The following is an 18489-nucleotide window of genomic DNA, read 5'->3' as shown; positions in this document are numbered from 1 at the left end:
CCATCAGCTCAATGTGTTCGGTTGAGATCGGAAATCAACCCGCCCATTTGCTCACATGCTTCAATTCTGACTGGAGAAGTCTTTTAATCTGACGAGCCATTGAGCACACCTCCGACACGACAGGTCACGAGAGCGTAAATCAATACCGATAGACAGCCAGCTGCCACGCCATATCCCAGAAGCGTCAGCTGCCCCATATCGCTATACCCAAGGGCACATCCGGCTCCAAGGTACGGCCCCGGAAGGAGGAAGATCCATCGCAAGGATGGTGTAGGCACCTGAAGGAAGGCTCCGTAGAGCGTCAGGCTCATGACAAATCCAATTATTATTGCAGCCCCGCTCAATACAGCGCTGCCTGTAATCCGATAGATGGTCACCGTCTCCAGCGCAACCGATATCACCAATACGGCGTTGACTATCATTGCAGGCAAAAATGAAGCCAGCATGTCGTGCGCGTAGTTTTGCCCTCCACGTGCTATGGCTATTGCAAACAAAAGAAGGCAAAGCGCACTATATGCTGCGCCAATTATTAAAGCAGACGAAAATGCATGGGCTAGAGCCCCATGAAAGCGGTTAAGACCTCTTGCCAAAGAAATTCGGCAGCCCTCTTCATAGCTGCGCTCCTGTAAAATCGCCAGGCAAACGATGAGTGGAACGAACAGAGAGGTGCCGGCAAAAGCACTGCGCACAAGGGACTCATCGGGTGCAGAAAGATCGATTACATTCCAGAAGAAACCAATATCCTCCCCAAAAACGCTATTGCCAAAGGCGAGCAACGTTGTTCCGTTTTTTAGAAAGACACCGAAGAGAAGGCCGAACGCCAGCATAAGCGCAAGACCAAACATCGCCGGAAACATCCTGTGCAAACGCATCATATCTGCCTTTATGGGATGAATCGCCCGCTTCATAGCGAGACCGCCTTCATCAAGCGCCTGTAATACTCTTTTAGGGACGACGCCTCATCCCTTATGACATCCATCGATTCCTTTTTCAGCAGTTCACCGTCATGAAGAAACAGGCAGCTTGTTGCAACCGATGCCAGCTCATCCAAGTCGTGGCTAGAGATAAGCATGGTTTTGCCCTGCTCCCGATTCAATCGACCGATAAGGGCCCATATACTCTCGATGCCCAACGGATCCAATCCATTTGCCGGCTCATCGAAAATTAGTACGTCGGTGTCGCCCAATAAAGCCGTAGCTATATCCAGTCGCCGTTTCATTCCCAGAGAAAAACTGCTCACGCTCTTTTTCTCATCGACGTCCAGCCCGACTAGGCCCAAGACGCGAGGAACCTCACGTTTCTCATCGAGTCCCCATTCCGCACATCGGATCCGAAGATTCTCAGCCGCACTGAGGGATTGGTATGCTCCGCAGGAATCTGGCACATAGCCGACACGCGTCCGCATCAAGCTCAGCTCTTTTTTCGACTTGCCTCCAAAGAGCTCCACGCTCCCCGACGATGGCTCACAGAGGCCCAGCACTATTTTAATAAGCGTGCTTTTGCCCGCCCCGTTTGCACCAACAAGGGCGCAAAGCTCAGACTGATCCACCTCGAAGGAAACGTCATGCAAAACGTGCCGTTTCCCGTAGCGTTTTGAAACTTTTGATAGCTTTATCGCTGATGCGTTCATTGTCCTCCTGTTCCACTTGATAGCAAAACAGCTCATATCGTTCCTTCCATCCTTTATCGTTTTCCATAGTTGTTATTGTTTTTCGATAACTCATATTTGCCAAGATAATCTAAAAGAAAGAACCCGTGTTAGACACGGGTCCCTTCACGCTGATATTTCGTTTTAGTTGTTCGCCTTAAGCTACTCGTCGCTCAAATCGACAGCAAAGACTGATGTCGGAAGCGACGCCTCATTGCCTCCGCCGTCCCGCATCTGCCTCACAACGTTTTTTGCACGCTCAACAATAAGCTCCTCAAGCTCTTTCTCACTCACGCGCTGAATAATATCTCCCGGTTGACAATCAAGCTCATCACAGATATCGAGGAGCGTCTTTAGGCGAATAGCTTTTATCTTTCCGTTTCTAAGCTTTGAAATATTAGCCGGAGTATGCCCCGTCGCCCGAATCAGATCAGCACTGGTCTTTCCGGTCTTAAGCAGCTGCGTCTCAAGCTCGATGATGAGATAGCTCATGTTTCCTCCTACACAAGCTCGTCAGACTGCTCTTGGAGCAGCGAGGCATAACTCCAGATCGCCGAGATAAATAAACAGACAACTGCGCCGATAAACGACCCCGCATCAAAGGTAGCGCCTTGGCAAATCTCAATAACGAAGGAATGAGGCACGATGTAAAGCTCCAGTCCGCCAATGGTGAGATTGACCGATCCATAGGCACCAACAAGCGAAACCGCGGCGTTAACAGCAAAGGCAAGCGCGAGAACACGGATAAGCCGCACATGCGTCTTGGTAAAGGGCGAGACGCCTCGCGAGATGTTACGGCTGATCCCGCACAGAACGACAAGCGAAATACCCATAACAAGCGCCATGCACAGTCCGCTTGGGATAACGATGCACCCGCCATCGAGAAGCGTCACGACACCGAAAGAATCGACAGAAGCAACGTTTGCAACCGCATACCAGATCACGTAAACAACCAACACGGCAAAAGCGACGAGCATCCCTGCAAAAACGGCTGCCATGCAAAAACCGAGCTTCCTGATATTTTCGCCCGCCTTGGCCATACGCTGAACGCTGTTGGACATACACTCACCCTCATCGACTCTATCGTTATTCGAACGGTTTATCGAACAACGATATGGATTGCATGCGGAAAGCCCCGACAGTGTGCATAGGCAATTCACTAATCAGAAGAGGTGAGCGTGGATTTTTGGACACGTATCGAACGAGCGTGGATAATCTCCCACTTTGAGGCCGCCACCGGGCCTAAAACGGGAGATTATCCACGCTCATAGTCATCAAGGCTCACAGCCTCTTACTCGGCCGCCTCGCGCAGAGCCGACATCGTAGCCGCATATTGCTGCTGCAACGCATGCATCCCCTCGCGGGCGCCGTCAACGGCATCAGCGCCGCGCAGCGCTTCGGTTACCACGACCGCCGGCTCGTACAGATTATCGAATCCCAGGTTCTGGCTCACGCCCTTGAGCGTGTGCGCTGCCATAAACGCACTCTCGGCGTCTCCTGCCGCCATGGCAGCCTCCAGCTTGTCCATGCTCTCGTCATCCAAAAACTTGAGGGCAAAGCGGGCAAGCATTTCCCCGCCCATCAGCCGAGCGCACGCGTCGTCATAATTAGCGCCGATCTTCTCATACGCCTCACGCATGGAAATCATGGATTAAAAACTCCTTTGGTCAAACTAAATCGTGGGAAACGCGACGACGTCGGCGGGGCGTGCCAACGTCTCGGCAATTTGGTCTTGCACCTCGAGCAGGCAATCGAGCAGCAGCGGGTTAAAGGTGCCGCACTTACCGTCCAGGATCATCTGGATCGCCTCCTCGTGCGGGATAGCGTCCTTGTACACGCGCACGCTCGTCAGTGCATCGTACACGTCAGCCACCGAAACCACCTGCGCGGCGATGGGAATTTCGTCGCCCTTAAGGCCATCGGGATAACCCTTGCCGTCCCAGCGCTCGTGATGCCAACGCGCAATCTGGTACGCATATTCCATAAGCGCATTGCCGGCGTGATGGCTGCCCAGCTCGAGCAGCATGTTGGCGCCAATCGTGGTATGCGTCTTCATAATCTCGAATTCCTCGGGCGTGAGGCGCCCGGGCTTGTTGAGGATCGCATCGTCAATCGACATCTTGCCGATATCGTGCAGCGCCGAAGCCAGGGCGATCGTGGAGCGTTCCTCATTGTCGAGGGAGATCGTGCCGCTACGCTGGACCAGATAGCCAAGCAGCAGCTCGGTCAGCTTTTCGATGTTCGTAACGTGCCTACCGCTCTCGCCGTTGCGAAGCTCCATGACGCCGGCCATGATGTCGATGAGCATGCGACTGTTCTTGACGCGCTCGTTGTACTGTTGGGACAGCAGGTTCGTCAGGCGGCGCTGTTTGGCGTACAGGCGGATGGTGTTGCTTACGCGGCGGCGCACGACACGGGAGTCAAACGGGCGGTTGATATAGTCCGAGGCGCCCAGCTCGTACGCGCGCAGAACCGCATCATCGGAATCTTCGCTCGAAATCATGATGACAGGCAGATTATCGATACCCGATCGGCGCGACAGATCGGCCAGCACCTCAAAGCCGCTTATGCCCGGCATCACAATGTCCAGCAGCACGAGCGACAACTCATCGCCATAGCGGTCGACCATGTCGAGCGCCGCACGACCGTTATCGGCCTCGAGGATGCAATGCTCGTCCTTGAGCATCTCGCTGAGAATGGCTCGGTTCATCTCGGAGTCATCGGCGATAAGCACCAAAGGCTTTTCGCTTTGGAAGGCCTCGATGGAATCGGCATCGGTCACGACCGTACCGGCTTTTGCCTTAGCGCGGCTCAGTAACTGAGCAGCGCGGCCAACGCCCTCATCGACCGTCTCGCCATGAATGCGAACGCCACCAACACATGCCGTCAAGCTCACGTACTCATGGCCCGGAATAATCGTGGAATGAACGGCATCGGACACCTGATGCAGGCGACGGGTGAAGTCATCGGAGGGAATATTGGGCATGACAACCACAAACTTGTCGCAGCCATAGCGCACAAGCTCGTCAGTCGAACGGATTCCGCTGCGTATGGCTGTCGCCACAGCACCGAGCGCAAGGTCGCCGGCATGACGGCCACACGTATCGTTGAAGACCCTAAAATCATCAAGGTCGATCACCGCAACGCCGGCATTCACGCGGGTGCTACGGAGCTTTTCCTCGTAATATCGGCGATTGCGCACATTCGTCAGCACGTCGGTGTAGACAAGGTCCTCTTCTGCGGCCTCTTGCTCATCGATCGGACGCACCATCAGCAAGACGTGAGGCTCGCCCTCGACCTTCAAAGGGCGTAGACGGGCGCGGTACTCAGTGCCATCATTGAGCAGTTGCTCCGACACCTCATCGGAGTCTGCCAAAGCCTCAAGACTTGACTGACGCAGACAAGGACACCGATCACCGGCGAGCAGGCAGTTAGGCTCACTCTTAATCTGATCGGCCGACAGCAAACGCACCACGGGGTAGGTCTTCGCGACACGGGCGACCTCGGCGGCAGCCTCCTCGTCGGTTAGATTGACCTCGTGATTATTGAGCATATGGGGCCCTTTCGATAGTTTCGCATGGTAGCGGTGGGTTCCAAATGTTACAAGGGTAACACCTTGCCGATGCAGGTAAGCACGTGAATGCTGCCACATTCTTATGAGTTGGCAGACGGCGCGATTGAAGCCGCAGACGCGAGGTTTTGAGCACGTTTGTTAATACGGCCGAAACGTTTGCGGATGAAGCCTGCTTTGGCTATTGCGGATGCTAGAGCCCCAGGATGCCACGGACAGCCCGGGCAGCCGCTGCCGGGCGATCGCGCAGACCGTTATGCGCGCCCGGGATCGTCACGAGAGGGCAATCGAGATATTCGGCAGCCGCTCGCGTGCCAGCCTCGCGGGGCGTGCCAATCGAGAGCTCGCCTAGGAGCACGGCGGCCACCGTTTTCGACGCGCGAACGCTATCCCAATCGGGAACGCAGGTCATAGTAATCCCGTATTCGTTTGCCATGAAACTGCGGCCGTTGCGCAGGGCATGCTTGGCTTCTGCCTCGGTCGTTCCAGGAGCCTCGGGGTCCAAGTCGCCGAGGGCTCCCAAGAAAAGCCGGAGCGCCCTTGAAACCTTTCCAGCCGCAATCATATCGAGCAAAACCGGAGCTGCGCCCATGCCGACGCCTTCGGCCGACACAGCCGGCTCATGCAGAATCGCACGGGCGACGAGATGGGGTTCAGTGCGAAGAAGCTCCAGCGCCACCAACGTACCGGCGCTGTGCGCAAGCACATTTGTCGGAGCGCCAACGTGTTCGATCACGGCCTGCAGGTCGGCGGCCTGAGCGGCAAGATCATAGCTGCCGTCTGCCGCTTCGCTGCTGCCACCACAGCCGCGGCGGTCGTAGGCAATGACGCGGTAGTCACAGGCGAGCTCGCGGGCGATACCGTCAAAAAAGACGCCGTCAACACAAGCGCCGTGCACGCACACCAAGGCAGGAGTATCAGGCGACACATCCGGGCCGGCATATTCGCGACAGGCAATCGTGGTGCCCGCATTCTCGACCGTAAAATCCATGTTGTGCCCCCATCATCAATGCTCATCCAGTTGCACGTCAGCACGGTTGGATGGACCCGCATTGCTTTACGCCTTGTTAACAGATTAACTGTACCCGACCCGAGGCTTTTCATGGCACGGCATCATGAGCGACGTGAAAAAACGAAACTTGTAAAGCAAGAGCCCACACCTTGCTTTGGAGCCGATGCTATGCTTAGGCACAATTGTCTTGAGGAGCATATGCCTATGTCTACGTTTTTGAATGCCAGCCCCATCTTTGGGCCCGTTCGCAGCCGTCGCCTTGGTCTCTCGCTCGGCGTCAACATGATGCCGGCCAGCGGCAAAATCTGCACGTTCGACTGCATCTACTGCGAGAACGGCCTCAACGCCGAGCGCCCCTGCCATGAGCCGTATAACACGGCTGCCGTGGTACTCGAAGCGCTCGAGGCAAAGCTGCGCGAGATGGCAGCCGAGGGCGAGCTCCCCGATGTGATCACCTTCGCAGGCAACGGCGAGCCCACCGCCGCGCCGGAGTTTCCGCAGGCCATCGCCGGCGCCGTCGCGCTGCGCGACGAGCTTGCCCCAAACTCCAAGATCGCCGTGCTCTCCAACGGCACACGCGCCGACCGTCCCCAGGTACACGATGCGCTCATGATGGTCGACGACAACATTCTTAAGCTCGATACCGTCGACCCGGCGTTTATCCAGCTGCTCGACCAGCCTGTTGGCCCCTACGACGTCGAGCACCAGATTGAGACGTTCGAAAGCTTTGACGGTCACGTTATTATCCAGACGATCTTTTTGACCGGTGAGTATCAGGGCAAGCCCATCGACAACACCGGCGAGGAGTACGTTGCCCCCTGGCTCGTGGCGCTTGAGCGCATTCGCCCGCAAGAAGCGACCATCTACACGGTGGCGCGCGAGACACCGGTCGCCGGCCTTGCTAAAGCGGCGCCCGAGGTGCTCGACGCCATTGCCGCGCGCGTCCAAGCCCTCGGCATTCCCTGCCAGGTGAGCTACTAGCGCGCAGCTGCCCTGTGAGTGGGCTATACTAGCTGCGAATGAAAGGAAGTTAGCCATGTTTGACAATGGACCCGTGCCCGGCCGCAACGACGCTTGCTGGTGCGGCAGCGGCAAGAAATACAAGAAATGCCATAGCGCCTTTGATGAGCGCCTCGAGCGCTTGTGGGAAGAGGGCTGGGAGGTTCTGCCCCGCACGCTCTACAAGACACCCGCCGACATCGAGGGCATCAAGCGCTCGGCCGCCATCAACGTGGGCGTGCTCGACTACGTAGGCGAGCACATCGCCGCGGGCATGACCACCAACCAGATCGACCAGATGATCTACGACTACACCATCGAACACGGTGGCACGCCGGCTGACCTCAACTATGAGGGCTACCCCAAGAGCGTGTGCACCTCGATCAACGACGTGGTCTGTCACGGCATCCCCTGCGATACGGACGTGCTGCACGAGGGCGACATCATCAACGTGGACTGTTCCACGATCCTAGACGGCTACTTTAGCGACTCGAGCCGCATGTTCTGCATCGGCGAGGTCTCGGCCGAGCGCCAGCGCCTGGTCGATGTCACCCGCGCCAGCGTGGAAGCGGGTCTGGCGGCCGTCAAGCCATGGCTGCCACTGTCCGTTATGGCCGAGGCCGTGCAAAAGACCGTCGAGGACGCCGGTTTTAGCGTGGTGCGCGAGTACGGCGGACACGGCATCGGTAAGGAGTTCCACGAAGACCCATTTGTGGGCTTTACCACCGAGGCGCCCGATGTGGATACCATCATGGCCCCGGGCATGGTCTTTACCATCGAGCCTATGGTCAATGCCGGAGCGCCCGACATCAAGATTAGCAAGGGCGACGGCTGGTGCGTGCGCACCAAGGACGGCAGCGATTCGGCCCAGTGCGAGGTACAGCTCGTGGTGACCGAGGACGGCTACGAACTGCTCAGCTGGTAGCCGTGGATGCGCCGGGCTACGCGATGGATATGTTAACCATCACGAAGCCCGGCGTTTTTTAGCGTTTTACCTGGTAAAACCTGCCAAAATAAACCTGTCCCTTTTTGGCAGGTCGAGCGGAGAGGACTGTTTGTGAACATCCTGGTTTTGCTGCCCGTCAATGACCGCCATCGCGCAATTCTTGAGTCGAGCGCTCCGGGCGAGGACTTTATCTACACGAGCGCCGACGCCATCACGCGCGAGCAGGTCGCCGACGCCGACGTGATCTTGGGCAACATCGACTCTGACATGCTCACGGCATGCGAGCATCTCCAGCTGCTGCAATTGCAGACCGCCGGCTATGACGACTACCTTGCCGCCGGCACCGTGCCGGCCGACGCCAAACTGTCTTGCTCGGTGGGCGCCTACGGTCAGGCTGTGAGCGAGCACATGTTTGCCATGGTCCTTTCCATGATGAAGCGCCTGCCCGGCTATCACGACTTGCAGCGCGAGCATCGCTGGGAGGATTTGGGGCCGGTCACCTCGCTCAAAAACGCCAATGTGCTGGTGCTGGGCGCGGGCGATGTCGGTGGCCACTTCGCCACGCTCTGCCGCAGCATGGGCGCGCACGTCCGCGGCATCAAGCGCCATCCGCTCGTCTACCCCATTGTGTTTGAGGACATGGACGGCATGGATGCCCTGCCCGAGCGCCTGGCCGAGGCTGACATCGTTGCATCCTTTATGCCGAGCACACCCGAGACCCGCGGCCTGGCGAACGCCGAGTTCTTCGCCGCGATGAAACCGGGTGCCTTCTTTGCCAACGGCGGCCGCGGCGATCTTGTGGTCGCCGACGACTTGGTTGCCGCTCTGGAATCGGGACATCTCGCCGGCGCCGCGGTCGACGTCACCGACCCCGAGCCGCTGCCTGAGACAAGCCCCCTGTGGGATGCGCCCAACATGCTCATCACGCCGCACGTCTCGGGCTGGTTCCACCTAGCCGCCACGCTCAACAACGTCGTCGACATCGCCGCGGAGAACCTGCGTCATCTGCAAGCCGGCGAGACCCTGCGCTGCTGGATCGAACATTAGGGTTCCGCCGTTCTAACGAACGGCGGACCGGCCGACGCTGCGCGCCGCCCAGGGCGACAATTTGTCATTCAAAAGGCAAGGCATGACCAGAAGGTCTATGCCTTGCCTTTTTCATGCCAACTTGTTCGCCCTGGACACCGCTCGCTGACGTTTGCTCAACCTGCGGCGCTTTGCTGGCGCGGCCCTACCTGTGGACTCTCGCTGACCATTATTCGACCAGAGGGGTCTAGCGCTATTTAAGCGTTGTTAGATAGTTTCTTGCGTTTTCGACGTTCATTGCTGGGACGGGAGCATGCGAACAGAGCTTGACATCGTTGGTGACCAGTAAATCTGCTTGAGCGCGTATCGCTGCCGCAATGATTAAATCGTCTTCGTAATCGCTATGGAGCTCACGCTGTCTGCTCGCCATCCAGATGTCGCTCAGGTCACAGGGCACTGGCGTGGCAAGCTGCGACAGCACGCTAAGACAATCCCATGCAAGCGAAGTCGCTACCGTAGCGGCATACTGGGAAAGCGAACCGTGCTCTCGCCGATACCATGCCTTATGTTCACTTGAAATCAAATAGAACAGGTCTTTGGACGATGTCGCCGCGTACAGCAAATCAACCTGTGCCGTGCATGCATCGCGTAAAAACTCAATCGCCACCGAACGACCACGTCGTGAGGGAATGAAGTAATCGAGCCACACGTTGGCGTCAACCAAGATGCGCTTTGGAGTCTCACTCATAGAGCCAGCTCATCTCCTCGCCATAGCGATCCGCATAGGCATTCCGTTTGAGCTCTTCGTCGTCCGATGGCTGAGCCTTGACCATATCGATTCCCGACTCACAGCAAGCGGCAGCGAACAGCTTCGACCCCTGATCCATGAGCTCGAGCTTACGTTTGGCGGCCTTTTCGCGCTCGCGCTGTTCCGCCCGGGCACGACTGGGCAGCAGGATATCCTCGAGCGCACCGGGGCGATCGGCCAGCGACGCTGCAAGCTGCCAGAGCGCTCGCACCGCTTGGCTCGGCGTCATACCGGCCTTGGAGAGAGCAGCGTCGCCGCTCCTTTTAAGATCGGCATCGAGACGCACGTTGATCTGAGCGGCCGTTGTAGTCATGATCCCTCCTTACCACTCCAAAATCATCATAAAACACTATGTTAAATACGTAAAGCATGTATAGCATTTTGAAGCATAGCCGTATCCTGCGCACCAAAAGCCGCCGAGGCGCACTGCACCTCGGCGGCTACGCATCACCGATGTAGTTCGGTTTTACCCTTTGCATTTGCCCAGATAAAACCTGCCAAAATTAACATCCCTTTTTGGTAGGTTTTAGAGCTCAACGCTTTCGGCGCCGTTGATGTTCAGGTCACGCTCGTAGAAGGCCGTGAGGGCGCGGATGGCGTATACCACGTCGCGCACGCCACCGGTCTCGTAGCTAGAATGCATGGCCAGCTGAGGCAGGCCCACGTCCACGGCATGCATGCTCGCCTGCATATTGGACAGATTGCCGAGCGTGGAGCCGCCGGCCATGTCGCTCTTGTTGGCGAAGGCCTGCGTGGGCACGTCGGCGTCATCGCAGATGGCCTGGAACACCGCGCGGCTAAAGGCATCGGTGCAGTAGTGCTGGTTGGCGGCTTCCTTGATGACGATGCCGCCGTTGAGCACAACCTGGTTGCGGGCGTCGCACTTCTCGGCGTGGTTGGGGTGCACGGCATGCGCGTTGTCGCAGCTCACGAGCATCGAAGCGGCAAGCGCACGGTGGTACGACTCATCGTCAAAGCCCAGCGATCCGTTGATGCGGCGCAGCGCGTCGGCCAAGAACGTCGACATGGCGCCCTGCTTGGTCTCGGAGCCAACCTCCTCGTTATCGAAGCAGCAGAAGACCGAAACGTCGTGCGCATTCTCGGCACCCAAAAATGCCTGCAGCGAGGTGTAGGTGCAGGCCAGGTCGTCGAGCTTGGGCGTCGAGATAAACTCGTCGGCCCAGCCCCAAATGCGCGCATCCTGACGATTGACCAGGAACAGATCGCGGCCCAGAATCTGCTCGGGCTCAACGTCCAGCTCTTCGGCGATCAGGGCATCGAAGTCACCCTGCTTAAGCTCGCCGGCGCTGATGAGCGGGCACAGGTCGACAGCTCGGTTGGGCGCAAAGCCCTCGTTAACGCCACGATTCATATGGATGGCAAGGCTCGGGATAATGGCAACTTCGCGCTCGGTAGCGAGCAAGCGGCTCTCGATACGGTCGCCCTCGCGCACCAGCACGCGGCCCGCAAGTGCCAGCGGGCGATCGAACCAGGTGTAGTCGATCATGCCGCCGTAGGCCTCGGTGTTCAGGCGCAGCGTCTCGCCCGCGCCGTCGAGCTCGGGCACGGCCTTAACCTTAAACGTCGGCGAATCGCTGTGTGACGCCGTGAGTTGAAAATGATAGTCGCCGGCAACGCCGTCCTCGCCCCACGTCGCGGCCAGGTCCTCGCCCACCTTAAAGGCAACGACGCTCGAGGTGTTGCGCTGCGTGTAATAACGCCCGCCCGGTTCGATATCCCACGCCGCATTCTCGGGCAGGTAGGTAAAGCCCGCCTCGTCGAGCTCGGCCATAATGGTCGCCGCCGTATGGAACATGCTGGGGCATGCCTCGATAAAGTCGATAAGGTCGTTGGCGGCCTCGATATCGTCGGCCGTCACATGCACGCGCTCGGGCGTTTCCTGATCCGTCATGCTCTCCCCTTTCGCTGGGTTGATGGTCCCCTCCAGCATACCCCGCCACGCCAGTGCCGCACTCTTCATTCCGTGCTTAATTCCGCACCGCTCACCAAGTTGAGCCATCATGCCCGCGCTCCTTTTGCGACAATTGCGCCAACAGGACGAGAGGAGCCGTCATGAAGCCACGTAACATTGCCATCGCCTGCGGTGTCGCGGGAGCCGCCGTCGGCCTTGCCGCTGCCACCGGCATCGTTTACCGCAAGCAAATCAAGTCCGTCGCGTCGCTCAAACGCTTGACCGACTATGCGGATGGCTATGACCTGTACGCAATCGACATCGCCTACGGCTACGATCTTGATCGCATCATCGCCGCTGGCGTGTGCGACGATCAGGCCTACATCGATGCCGTGGTGGCGCAGGTGCTGCCCGGTGCGCCGGCACATGTCCAGGCGCCCCAGTTTGCCTGCAGCGCTTTTGCCGCCGTAGATGCCGAAGGCCGCGTGCGCACCGGTCGCAATTACGACTTTAAGGACGACACCTCGGTGCTGCTGGTGCGCAATCACCCACGCGGCGGCTATGCCTCCATCGGGTTTGCCGCCCTTAACAACCTGGGCGATAACACTCCGCTTGACTCCGTCGCCGGACGTGCCGCCGCACTCATGGGCCCGTTTACCCAGCTCGACGGTGTTAACAAATGCGGCGTGTCCATTGCCGTACTCACTCTGGATTCCAAGCCCTGTGACCAGGACACGCAACGCCCCGTCATCAACACTTCGCTCGCCATCCGTCTGGTGCTCGACCGCGCGGCCACCACGCAGGAGGCCGTCGACCTGCTTTCTGCCTACGACATGCACGCCATGGCCGGACGCGACTATCACTTCTTTATCAACGACGCCGCCGGTGACGCGCGGGTGGTGGAGTGGGATCCGCGCGATCCCGACCGTGCATGCAAGGCGACGCCCGTACGCCAGGTCACGAACTTCTACGCCTGCTATGGCGACGAAGTGCTGCCCAACCAAAAGAATGGCGAGCTGGGCCATGGCAAGGAGCGCGCCATCGCCATCGCCGATGTCCTCGACGCCCATACCGGCGCCCAAGACGAGGCAGTCGCTTGGAAGGCCCTACGCGCTGCGGCGCAAGAGCCCAATCCGGAAGACATCACCAGCAACACGCAGTGGTCGGTCGTCTTCGACAACACCGAGCCCGCTGCCGCCATCACGCTGCGCCGCCACTGGGGCGACGTCGACGCCTTCGCGCTGTAAGGAGCTGGCACCGTCGTCCTTACGCTCGCCTGACGTTGCTTACATTTCTATACGCTTGAGCTAACACGTTTTACCCCCGCATCAACAGTGTGCGGGGGTAAACTTATGCGCATGTTATAACTTGCCCGGAAGGATTCATCATGCTCAGGATCGGTCTTCTTACCAGTGGCGGCGACTGCCAGGCGCTCAACGCCACCATGCGCGGCATTGTCAAAACGCTTATGACCAATAGCAAAGAGCCTATCGAAATCTATGGTTTTGAGGATGGCTACCAGGGCCTTATCTACAGCAGGTTCCGCGTCATGACGCCCGCCGATTTTAGCGGCATCCTCACCCGCGGCGGCACCATCCTGGGCACGAGCCGCACGCCGTTCAAGCGCCTGGACATTCCCGAGGCCGACGGCGTCGAGAAGGTGCCCGCAATGGTCCACACCTATCATAAACTGCAGCTCGACTGCCTGTTTATGCTGGGCGGCAACGGATCCACCAAGACCGCCAACCGCCTGCGCGAAGAAGGCCTCAACGTTATCGCCCTGCCCAAGACCATCGATAACGACACCTGGGGCACCGAGTTGACGTTTGGCTTTACGAGCGCCATCGACGTCGCCACCAAGTGCATCGACGACATCCACACCACTGCCTCGAGTCACGGCCGCGTGTTTGTCATCGAGATCATGGGCCACAAGGTCGGTTGGATTCCGCTGTATGCCGGCGTCGCGGGCGGCGCGGACGTCATCTTGATTCCCGAGATCCCCTACGACATGGACAACGTCATCAAGACCATCGAGCATCGCATGGAGACCGGCAGCCGCTTTACCATCGTAGCCGTCGCCGAGGGCGCTATCTCCAAGGAGGACGCAGCGCTGCCCAAGAAGGAGTACAAGAAAAAGCTCGCCGAGCGCACGAGTCCGTCGATCGTCTACGACATCGCCAAGGAGATCGAGGCCAAGACTGGTCGCGAGACCCGCGTCGCCATCCCCGGCCACACGCAGCGCGGCGGCCAACCCGACGCCCAGGACCGCATCTTTGCGACCCAGTGCGGCGTCGAGGCGGCACTGGGGTGCCTACGCGGCGAGTTTGGCTACATGATTGCCCTGCGTGACGGCAAGATGTGCCACATGCCGCTCGAGGAGGTCGCCGGCAAGCTCAAGTTTGTCGACCCCCAGAGCGACCTGGTGCGCGAGGCCAAGGCGCTGGGCATCAGCTTCGGCGACGAATAGCCTCGGCCGAAACTGCTCTCATCGGAGACCCCAGGGCTTACATCCCAAATCGTCCTCGGACATGTCAGGACCCCGCCGTGCGCTTCGCGCGGCGGGGTCCTTCCGTCCTGCGGAAAGATTTGGGATGTAAGCCCTGAGGCCTCCTGCGGTAACTAGGGAGGCCGAGGCTATTCGTCTTCTTGCTGCGGGTGCGTGGGCTGAGATTTTGGGATGTTGCAGGCTCTTAGCTGAGAGTAGCACTGACATTTGTCCTGAAATGGCTGGTCGTTAGGGGTTGCTACCGGTAGTTGCGGTAGGGTTGGGGCAGATTCTAACTAGAAATGGTGGTCGCTACCGGTTGTTCTCGGCATACTCGGCTCATTCGATTACGGTCACCACATGAAAGGAACTGTCATGGATCTTGCGATGGCACAGCGGCTCGTCGATCGCCGCAAGGCTGCTGGGCTTTCTCAGGAGGCGCTTGCCGCCCAGCTGGGTGTGAGTCGTCAGGCTGTCAGTAAATGGGAGCGCAGCGAATCCTCTCCCGATACCGATAACCTTATTGCGCTCGCCGCGCTGTATGGCGTGTCGCTGGATGAGCTGCTGTATGGGGAGGCGGTGGATAGCACTGACGACTCGCAGGCTGATGATGAGGCGCAGAACAGCAACGCCGGCACCAAAGCTTCAGATAAGGCTGAGGAGGCTGAGGCTTCTACTGAACACGCTGATTGCAGCGATAAGCCACTTGTCGATATTTCCCTCGCGCGCGGCATCCACGTTATTGACCCCAACAAAGGCGAAGAGGTTCATGTTGGTTGGAGCGGCATCCATGTGACCAACGAGCGCAAGGGTGAAGAAGTCCATGTGGGGCCAGACGGATTGTATATCGATACGCTTGAGGACGATGGGCATAGCGTGCATACCAATGACGATGGCACCGTCACCATCGACGGCGAGACGTTTTCCAGCTGGAAGGAGGCGCACGACAAGCTCGACCATCATGGCAAGCATTTCCACACCAAGGTCGGACGTGCATGGAACAAATTCCCCTTCCCCGCACTTGTCGCTCTCGCCTATCTGGTGCTCGGCATTGTCTACAGCACATGGGCTACGGGCCTCTTCCTCGTCTTTTTGATTCCCGTCTATTACGCGCTTGGCGACTTTATCGATCAACGCCGCTTATCTAAGCTGATCGATGTCGTCTATTCAGTCAGTGCCGAGACATGGTTCCTCTACATGTGGCTCTGCCTGGGGCAACCCCATCCCGCCTGGGTAATACTCATCACCATCCCGGTCGTAAAAGCACTCATGCGTTGGTGCCGTAAACAATGGAAGTGCCGCAAACAGGCCTAAACCACCCCAACCAGCCAGCGCCACTCATCCGACACCGCCTGCCCCTTCCAAGTTGCGGTGAGATAGGGACTGTTTTGAAGCTCCAAAGCGCCAAACAGTCCGTATATCACCGCAACTTACAAACAACTGGGTCAGTTCCGGCACGGAGATTAGCATTGAGCTGACCGCGCGCCAAGAAAAGGGCCTATTTACTACGTTTAACTCGAGAGGGCCGACCATACCCGCCTTTTCCGAAAATTGGCAAGCCCTCTACCTGCGGTTTTAATTTCATAATCTTTGTCACGGTCGAGGGTGTGGTAGCAAACGTAGTAGATAGGCCCATTTTGTGGCATACGACCCATACAAGCCCAATCTCGAAGGCTAAAGAGAGCCTCTCATCCACGCCTGTGAGCGAAAACCAAATAGAATGAAAGGCAAATGGAAAGCCCGTTTGACGAGCGGAGGACATATGCGCGACGTAGCCGAAAGCGACTGGAAGCTATTTAAGAAAATGCTTCCTCAATGGCAAGAACGTTATATGGAAAAGCTCATCGCCCAGTACGTTGAGATGCTGAACGGCGACAGCGAAGCGTCCAGTAGATTTTGGACACTAGAAGAGCGCCTCAATAGAGACAAGCTGTCCTCAGGCGTAATTGCAAACGACATTCGCCGCAGCACAATGCACCGCGAGATAGCCAATTTGCTTATCGACAGCGTGATCACCCTTGACGACCTTGACGGTTTTACCGAGGACATTAAGAGCTATGCGCAACACTGGATTGGCCAGTAAGAGCACTGAACGACAGACATCCCCAGCAAAACGGGGCGAACGCCGGGCCACCTAACTTGTACCCGTCTTTTCTGCTTGGTACTCTGCATAACTCTTTCCCTTGCTGCCCTTGCCGGGAACGACGACGGACAAGCCATTCTCCCGGCACAACTTGTCGCTCATGTTCCGTATGCCGTAATAGCTCCTTTTGTTGGAATTGTATTTGTGGTGGTCTACGAAGTTTACGGCGCAGAAAATAATGTGATTGTGGACGTGTCCTTTGTCAATGTGCGTCGTGAGTACATACTCATGCTGCCCCTTTGTTACCGCGTCGGCAAGCTGCTTCCCGATTTCGTGGGCTTTCTGATAATCGACTTCCCCCGGCTCAAAGGACTGTATCAGATGAAAGGCTAAATTGTTCCCCTTTTGGAGTGCTTGCGACAGGGTATATTCAAACTCAATATCTGCCGTTTCATAGGAGCAGCCGAAAGATGACACAAGCATTTTCCCGTCCGTCTTGTCCGGGTTTTCGATATAGTCAAGGGCTTTGCTTAGAGTGCTTTTAATAGGCTTAATCTTTGTAACCGCCATATCTCCGCAAGCACCCCCTTTATTTCCTCTATGTCCTCTTGGTATGCGTTCCCCGTCGCGTTTACGCGGCGTGCTATCTGGTTGACGTTGACACCGATTTTCTGTATCTCTGCGGTCATTGCCTTTATGTCGGCGTGGTCTATCTGAATGATATACCCGTCAATGGCAATCTTCCGCAGATATGCCGCCATGTTCCGGGTGGGTACGAGCTTCATTTTTTCCAGTATTAAATCCCGTTCCGCTTCCGTCACTCTGAATTTGATTTGCACCGTCCTTTTGCGTCCGTCCATGTGTTCGCTCCTTTCCTTTCCGTTCCGAGGGTTTGGGACACTTCCCAACAAGCAATTTTCAACCGACGCGCCGCAGCGCGGGAGGGCGAAAATACGGAAGTGGGTACCCGCTTCCTATGCTTGCTACGAATGTTTTTATCTTTTAGGCTCTTATCCCTTACTACGGAGAAAAAGCGATTTTGCCAAACTTCCGCAAAAGAAAAACGCTGCAATCTCAAAAAAAGATTACAACGCTTTCTAAATCCTGTTCAGTTTTAAGCCGGACATTCCTATTCGCCCTCTTTTTCGACTTCGGAAATCTCTTTTGCCGTTGCGGTCACAATCCGTATGCCCGTATCGCTCATATCGTCAAGGAGCGCGTCAAGCTGCCGCCGCTGCGTGTCCTTTGCGGCGGGCGTGTCTAACAGGAATTGGTCTACGGATATATGGTAACGCTGTATCAGCTCAAAGAATATCTGTAAACTTGGGTGCTGCCCCTTGTTCTCAATGTTCGCAAGGTAACGCGGCGAGATAAACATTTCGTCGCCTACTTTCTTGCGGCTCTCTTTGCGTCCTTCACGCGCTGCCTTTATCGCTGCCCCAAAAGCCTTGAAGTCGTATCGTGGTACTGGTCTTTTTGCCATAGTTATTCACCCTCTTACATTTTACTGTTCCCCTTTCTTCTTGGATATGTCTACACAATTCAATCAGTTAGGGTTGATTTTCAATCTCAACGCAACAGCCTGAACGGGTCCCGCGTTTCCGCAGCTAGCGCAACGCGGGAATAGCTCCCGGCACCTGGCCGTCGCCTCGTTTCCGCAGGTGGAGAGGCTGTGGAGGCCGGTGCCACCATGCCGCCGCCGCATGCTCCGCCGGCCCGCCGCGCAGCCGTTCCGGACTCAGCGCAACGGGCCCTCCGGCCCATGTCCCGGCCCGCCGCCTATCCCGCCAGCGGCCCCTCGCCCCTCGCGGCCCTGGCCCTGTCGATGCAGCCGGGCGTGAGGTCGAGCTCGCCGGGCGCCAGCTCCTCTATCCCGAACGCGTCCATGAGGGCGGAGGCGTCCTCGCCGAGGGCCATCCGCAGCACGCGCGCCGGCGTCAGGAACCCGAGCGCCCCCCTGTTAGCGTCAATATATTTTTCACCATTTTCACCAACGTAT

Annotated in this window: 19 protein-coding genes and 2 pseudogenes; 7 read left to right on the top strand and 14 right to left on the bottom strand. The window is 57.5% G+C overall.

What is annotated here, in order from left to right; all coding sequences use genetic code 11:
- Positions 1–83: 83 nt before the first annotated feature.
- The 7 genes from DW899_RS09770 to DW899_RS09740 all read right to left on the bottom strand — a co-directional run bounded on the left by DW899_RS09770 (position 84) and on the right by DW899_RS09740 (position 6210).
- A complete protein-coding gene (locus DW899_RS09770; protein WP_117800916.1) occupies positions 84–908 on the bottom strand; it encodes a hypothetical protein in 825 nt (274 codons plus the stop codon).
- Positions 905–1666 carry an ABC transporter ATP-binding protein gene (locus DW899_RS09765; protein WP_117800914.1) on the bottom strand — a complete coding sequence of 254 codons (762 nt, stop codon included), beginning with the start codon at positions 1664–1666 and terminating at the stop codon, positions 905–907. The genes DW899_RS09770 and DW899_RS09765 overlap by 4 nt, the downstream gene beginning before the upstream one ends.
- Before the next feature lie 144 nt (positions 1667–1810).
- The gene (locus tag DW899_RS09760) at positions 1811–2140 is read right to left on the bottom strand and encodes a helix-turn-helix transcriptional regulator (protein ID WP_089572320.1); all 330 of its coding nucleotides are present in this window, start codon (positions 2138–2140) and stop codon (positions 1811–1813) included.
- 8 nt (positions 2141–2148) lie between these two features.
- Positions 2149–2688, bottom strand: a complete 540-nt coding sequence (locus DW899_RS09755) for a hypothetical protein (protein ID WP_147349749.1) — start codon at positions 2686–2688, stop codon at positions 2149–2151.
- 251 nt (positions 2689–2939) lie between these two features.
- Entirely contained in the window at positions 2940–3296 is a 357-nt protein-coding gene (locus DW899_RS09750; protein WP_117584145.1) for an Hpt domain-containing protein, read from the bottom strand.
- A 24-nt stretch (positions 3297–3320) separates the two neighbouring features.
- Complete coding sequence (locus tag DW899_RS09745; protein WP_158565197.1) at positions 3321–5201, bottom strand: diguanylate cyclase; 1881 nt, start codon at positions 5199–5201, stop codon at positions 3321–3323.
- A 211-nt stretch (positions 5202–5412) separates the two neighbouring features.
- A complete protein-coding gene (locus tag DW899_RS09740) occupies positions 5413–6210 on the bottom strand; it encodes an alpha/beta fold hydrolase (protein WP_117637637.1) in 798 nt (265 codons plus the stop codon).
- 225 nt (positions 6211–6435) lie between these two features.
- On the opposite strand from DW899_RS09740, the gene DW899_RS09735 reads away from it, so the two are divergent.
- The 3 genes from DW899_RS09735 to DW899_RS09725 all read left to right on the top strand — a co-directional run bounded on the left by DW899_RS09735 (position 6436) and on the right by DW899_RS09725 (position 9223).
- A complete protein-coding gene (locus tag DW899_RS09735; protein WP_117800908.1) occupies positions 6436–7212 on the top strand; it encodes a radical SAM protein in 777 nt (258 codons plus the stop codon).
- A 55-nt stretch (positions 7213–7267) separates the two neighbouring features.
- Positions 7268–8155 (top strand): type I methionyl aminopeptidase, encoded by an 888-nt coding sequence (map, locus tag DW899_RS09730; protein ID WP_055252493.1) that lies wholly within the window; start codon positions 7268–7270, stop codon positions 8153–8155.
- A gap of 132 nt (positions 8156–8287) precedes the next feature.
- On the top strand, positions 8288–9223 hold the full coding sequence (locus DW899_RS09725) for a D-2-hydroxyacid dehydrogenase (RefSeq protein WP_117736128.1): 936 nt from the start codon (positions 8288–8290) through the stop codon (positions 9221–9223).
- 232 nt (positions 9224–9455) lie between these two features.
- On the opposite strand, the gene DW899_RS09720 is transcribed toward DW899_RS09725, so the two are convergent.
- The 3 genes from DW899_RS09720 to DW899_RS09710 form a co-directional block, all read right to left on the bottom strand.
- Positions 9456–9950, bottom strand: coding sequence for a PIN domain-containing protein (locus DW899_RS09720; RefSeq protein WP_117800905.1), 495 nt, complete (start codon positions 9948–9950; stop codon positions 9456–9458).
- The gene (locus DW899_RS09715; RefSeq protein WP_117584152.1) at positions 9943–10323 is read right to left on the bottom strand and encodes a translation repressor RelB; all 381 of its coding nucleotides are present in this window, start codon (positions 10321–10323) and stop codon (positions 9943–9945) included. Before DW899_RS09715 ends, DW899_RS09720 begins: the two co-directional genes overlap by 8 nt.
- A 213-nt stretch (positions 10324–10536) precedes the next feature.
- Entirely contained in the window at positions 10537–11922 is a 1386-nt protein-coding gene (locus DW899_RS09710) for a M18 family aminopeptidase (RefSeq protein ID WP_233539962.1), read from the bottom strand.
- Between the two features lie 161 nt (positions 11923–12083).
- Between DW899_RS09710 and DW899_RS09705 the strand changes: the two genes are divergently transcribed.
- From DW899_RS09705 to DW899_RS09690, 4 genes are all read left to right on the top strand, one after another.
- Positions 12084–13169: a carcinine hydrolase/isopenicillin-N N-acyltransferase family protein gene (locus DW899_RS09705; RefSeq protein ID WP_117637634.1), complete on the top strand. Its 1086-nt coding sequence runs from the start codon at positions 12084–12086 to the stop codon at positions 13167–13169.
- Positions 13170–13309: 140 nt separating this feature from the next.
- Complete coding sequence (locus tag DW899_RS09700) at positions 13310–14389, top strand: 6-phosphofructokinase (RefSeq protein WP_117637633.1); 1080 nt, start codon at positions 13310–13312, stop codon at positions 14387–14389.
- 393 nt (positions 14390–14782) lie between these two features.
- Positions 14783–15721, top strand: a complete 939-nt coding sequence (locus tag DW899_RS09695) for a helix-turn-helix domain-containing protein (protein ID WP_117800902.1) — start codon at positions 14783–14785, stop codon at positions 15719–15721.
- Between the two features lie 448 nt (positions 15722–16169).
- Positions 16170–16490: a multidrug transporter gene (locus tag DW899_RS09690; protein WP_117800899.1), complete on the top strand. Its 321-nt coding sequence runs from the start codon at positions 16170–16172 to the stop codon at positions 16488–16490.
- 54 nt (positions 16491–16544) lie between these two features.
- Here the strand turns inward: DW899_RS09690 and DW899_RS09685 are convergent.
- The 4 genes and pseudogenes from DW899_RS09685 to DW899_RS10615 form a co-directional block, all read right to left on the bottom strand.
- Positions 16545–17060: pseudogene (locus tag DW899_RS09685) on the bottom strand (relaxase/mobilization nuclease domain-containing protein); the annotation flags it as partial.
- Positions 17021–17350: a plasmid mobilization relaxosome protein MobC gene (mobC, locus tag DW899_RS09680; protein WP_002569185.1), complete on the bottom strand. Its 330-nt coding sequence runs from the start codon at positions 17348–17350 to the stop codon at positions 17021–17023. The gene mobC and the pseudogene DW899_RS09685, both read right to left, overlap by 40 nt.
- A 269-nt stretch (positions 17351–17619) precedes the next feature.
- Entirely contained in the window at positions 17620–17973 is a 354-nt protein-coding gene (locus tag DW899_RS09675) for a helix-turn-helix transcriptional regulator (protein WP_089572337.1), read from the bottom strand.
- A gap of 296 nt (positions 17974–18269) precedes the next feature.
- Positions 18270–18489 (bottom strand): annotated as a pseudogene (locus DW899_RS10615) (hypothetical protein); the annotation flags it as partial.

This window comes from Collinsella sp. AM41-2BH, assembly GCF_003468085.1.
Taxonomy (GTDB): Bacteria; Actinomycetota; Coriobacteriia; order Coriobacteriales; family Coriobacteriaceae; genus Collinsella.
The sequence above is the reverse complement of the archived record's forward strand: the minus strand, read 5'-3'. Positions and strand labels throughout refer to the sequence as shown.

Bases quoted from the DNA above. Each gene is read 5' to 3' on its own strand.
- DW899_RS09770 (WP_117800916.1), bottom strand. From the start codon at position 908: ATGAAGCGGGCGATTCATCCCATAAAGGCAGATATGATGCGTTTGCAC.
- DW899_RS09765 (WP_117800914.1), bottom strand. From the start codon at position 1,666: ATGAGCTGTTTTGCTATCAAGTGGAACAGGAGGACAATGAACGCATCA.
- DW899_RS09760 (WP_089572320.1), bottom strand. From the start codon at position 2,140: ATGAGCTATCTCATCATCGAGCTTGAGACGCAGCTGCTTAAGACCGGA.
- DW899_RS09755 (WP_147349749.1), bottom strand. From the start codon at position 2,688: ATGGCCAAGGCGGGCGAAAATATCAGGAAGCTCGGTTTTTGCATGGCA.
- DW899_RS09750 (WP_117584145.1), bottom strand. From the start codon at position 3,296: ATGATTTCCATGCGTGAGGCGTATGAGAAGATCGGCGCTAATTATGAC.
- DW899_RS09745 (WP_158565197.1), bottom strand. From the start codon at position 5,201: ATGCTCAATAATCACGAGGTCAATCTAACCGACGAGGAGGCTGCCGCC.
- DW899_RS09740 (WP_117637637.1), bottom strand. From the start codon at position 6,210: ATGGATTTTACGGTCGAGAATGCGGGCACCACGATTGCCTGTCGCGAA.
- DW899_RS09735 (WP_117800908.1), top strand. From the start codon at position 6,436: ATGTCTACGTTTTTGAATGCCAGCCCCATCTTTGGGCCCGTTCGCAGC.
- map (WP_055252493.1), top strand. From the start codon at position 7,268: ATGTTTGACAATGGACCCGTGCCCGGCCGCAACGACGCTTGCTGGTGC.
- DW899_RS09720 (WP_117800905.1), bottom strand. From the start codon at position 9,950: ATGAGTGAGACTCCAAAGCGCATCTTGGTTGACGCCAACGTGTGGCTC.
- DW899_RS09715 (WP_117584152.1), bottom strand. From the start codon at position 10,323: ATGACTACAACGGCCGCTCAGATCAACGTGCGTCTCGATGCCGATCTT.
- DW899_RS09710 (WP_233539962.1), bottom strand. From the start codon at position 11,922: ATGACGGATCAGGAAACGCCCGAGCGCGTGCATGTGACGGCCGACGAT.
- DW899_RS09705 (WP_117637634.1), top strand. From the start codon at position 12,084: ATGAAGCCACGTAACATTGCCATCGCCTGCGGTGTCGCGGGAGCCGCC.
- DW899_RS09700 (WP_117637633.1), top strand. From the start codon at position 13,310: ATGCTCAGGATCGGTCTTCTTACCAGTGGCGGCGACTGCCAGGCGCTC.
- DW899_RS09695 (WP_117800902.1), top strand. From the start codon at position 14,783: ATGGATCTTGCGATGGCACAGCGGCTCGTCGATCGCCGCAAGGCTGCT.
- DW899_RS09690 (WP_117800899.1), top strand. From the start codon at position 16,170: ATGCGCGACGTAGCCGAAAGCGACTGGAAGCTATTTAAGAAAATGCTT.
- mobC (WP_002569185.1), bottom strand. From the start codon at position 17,350: ATGGACGGACGCAAAAGGACGGTGCAAATCAAATTCAGAGTGACGGAA.
- DW899_RS09675 (WP_089572337.1), bottom strand. From the start codon at position 17,973: ATGGCAAAAAGACCAGTACCACGATACGACTTCAAGGCTTTTGGGGCA.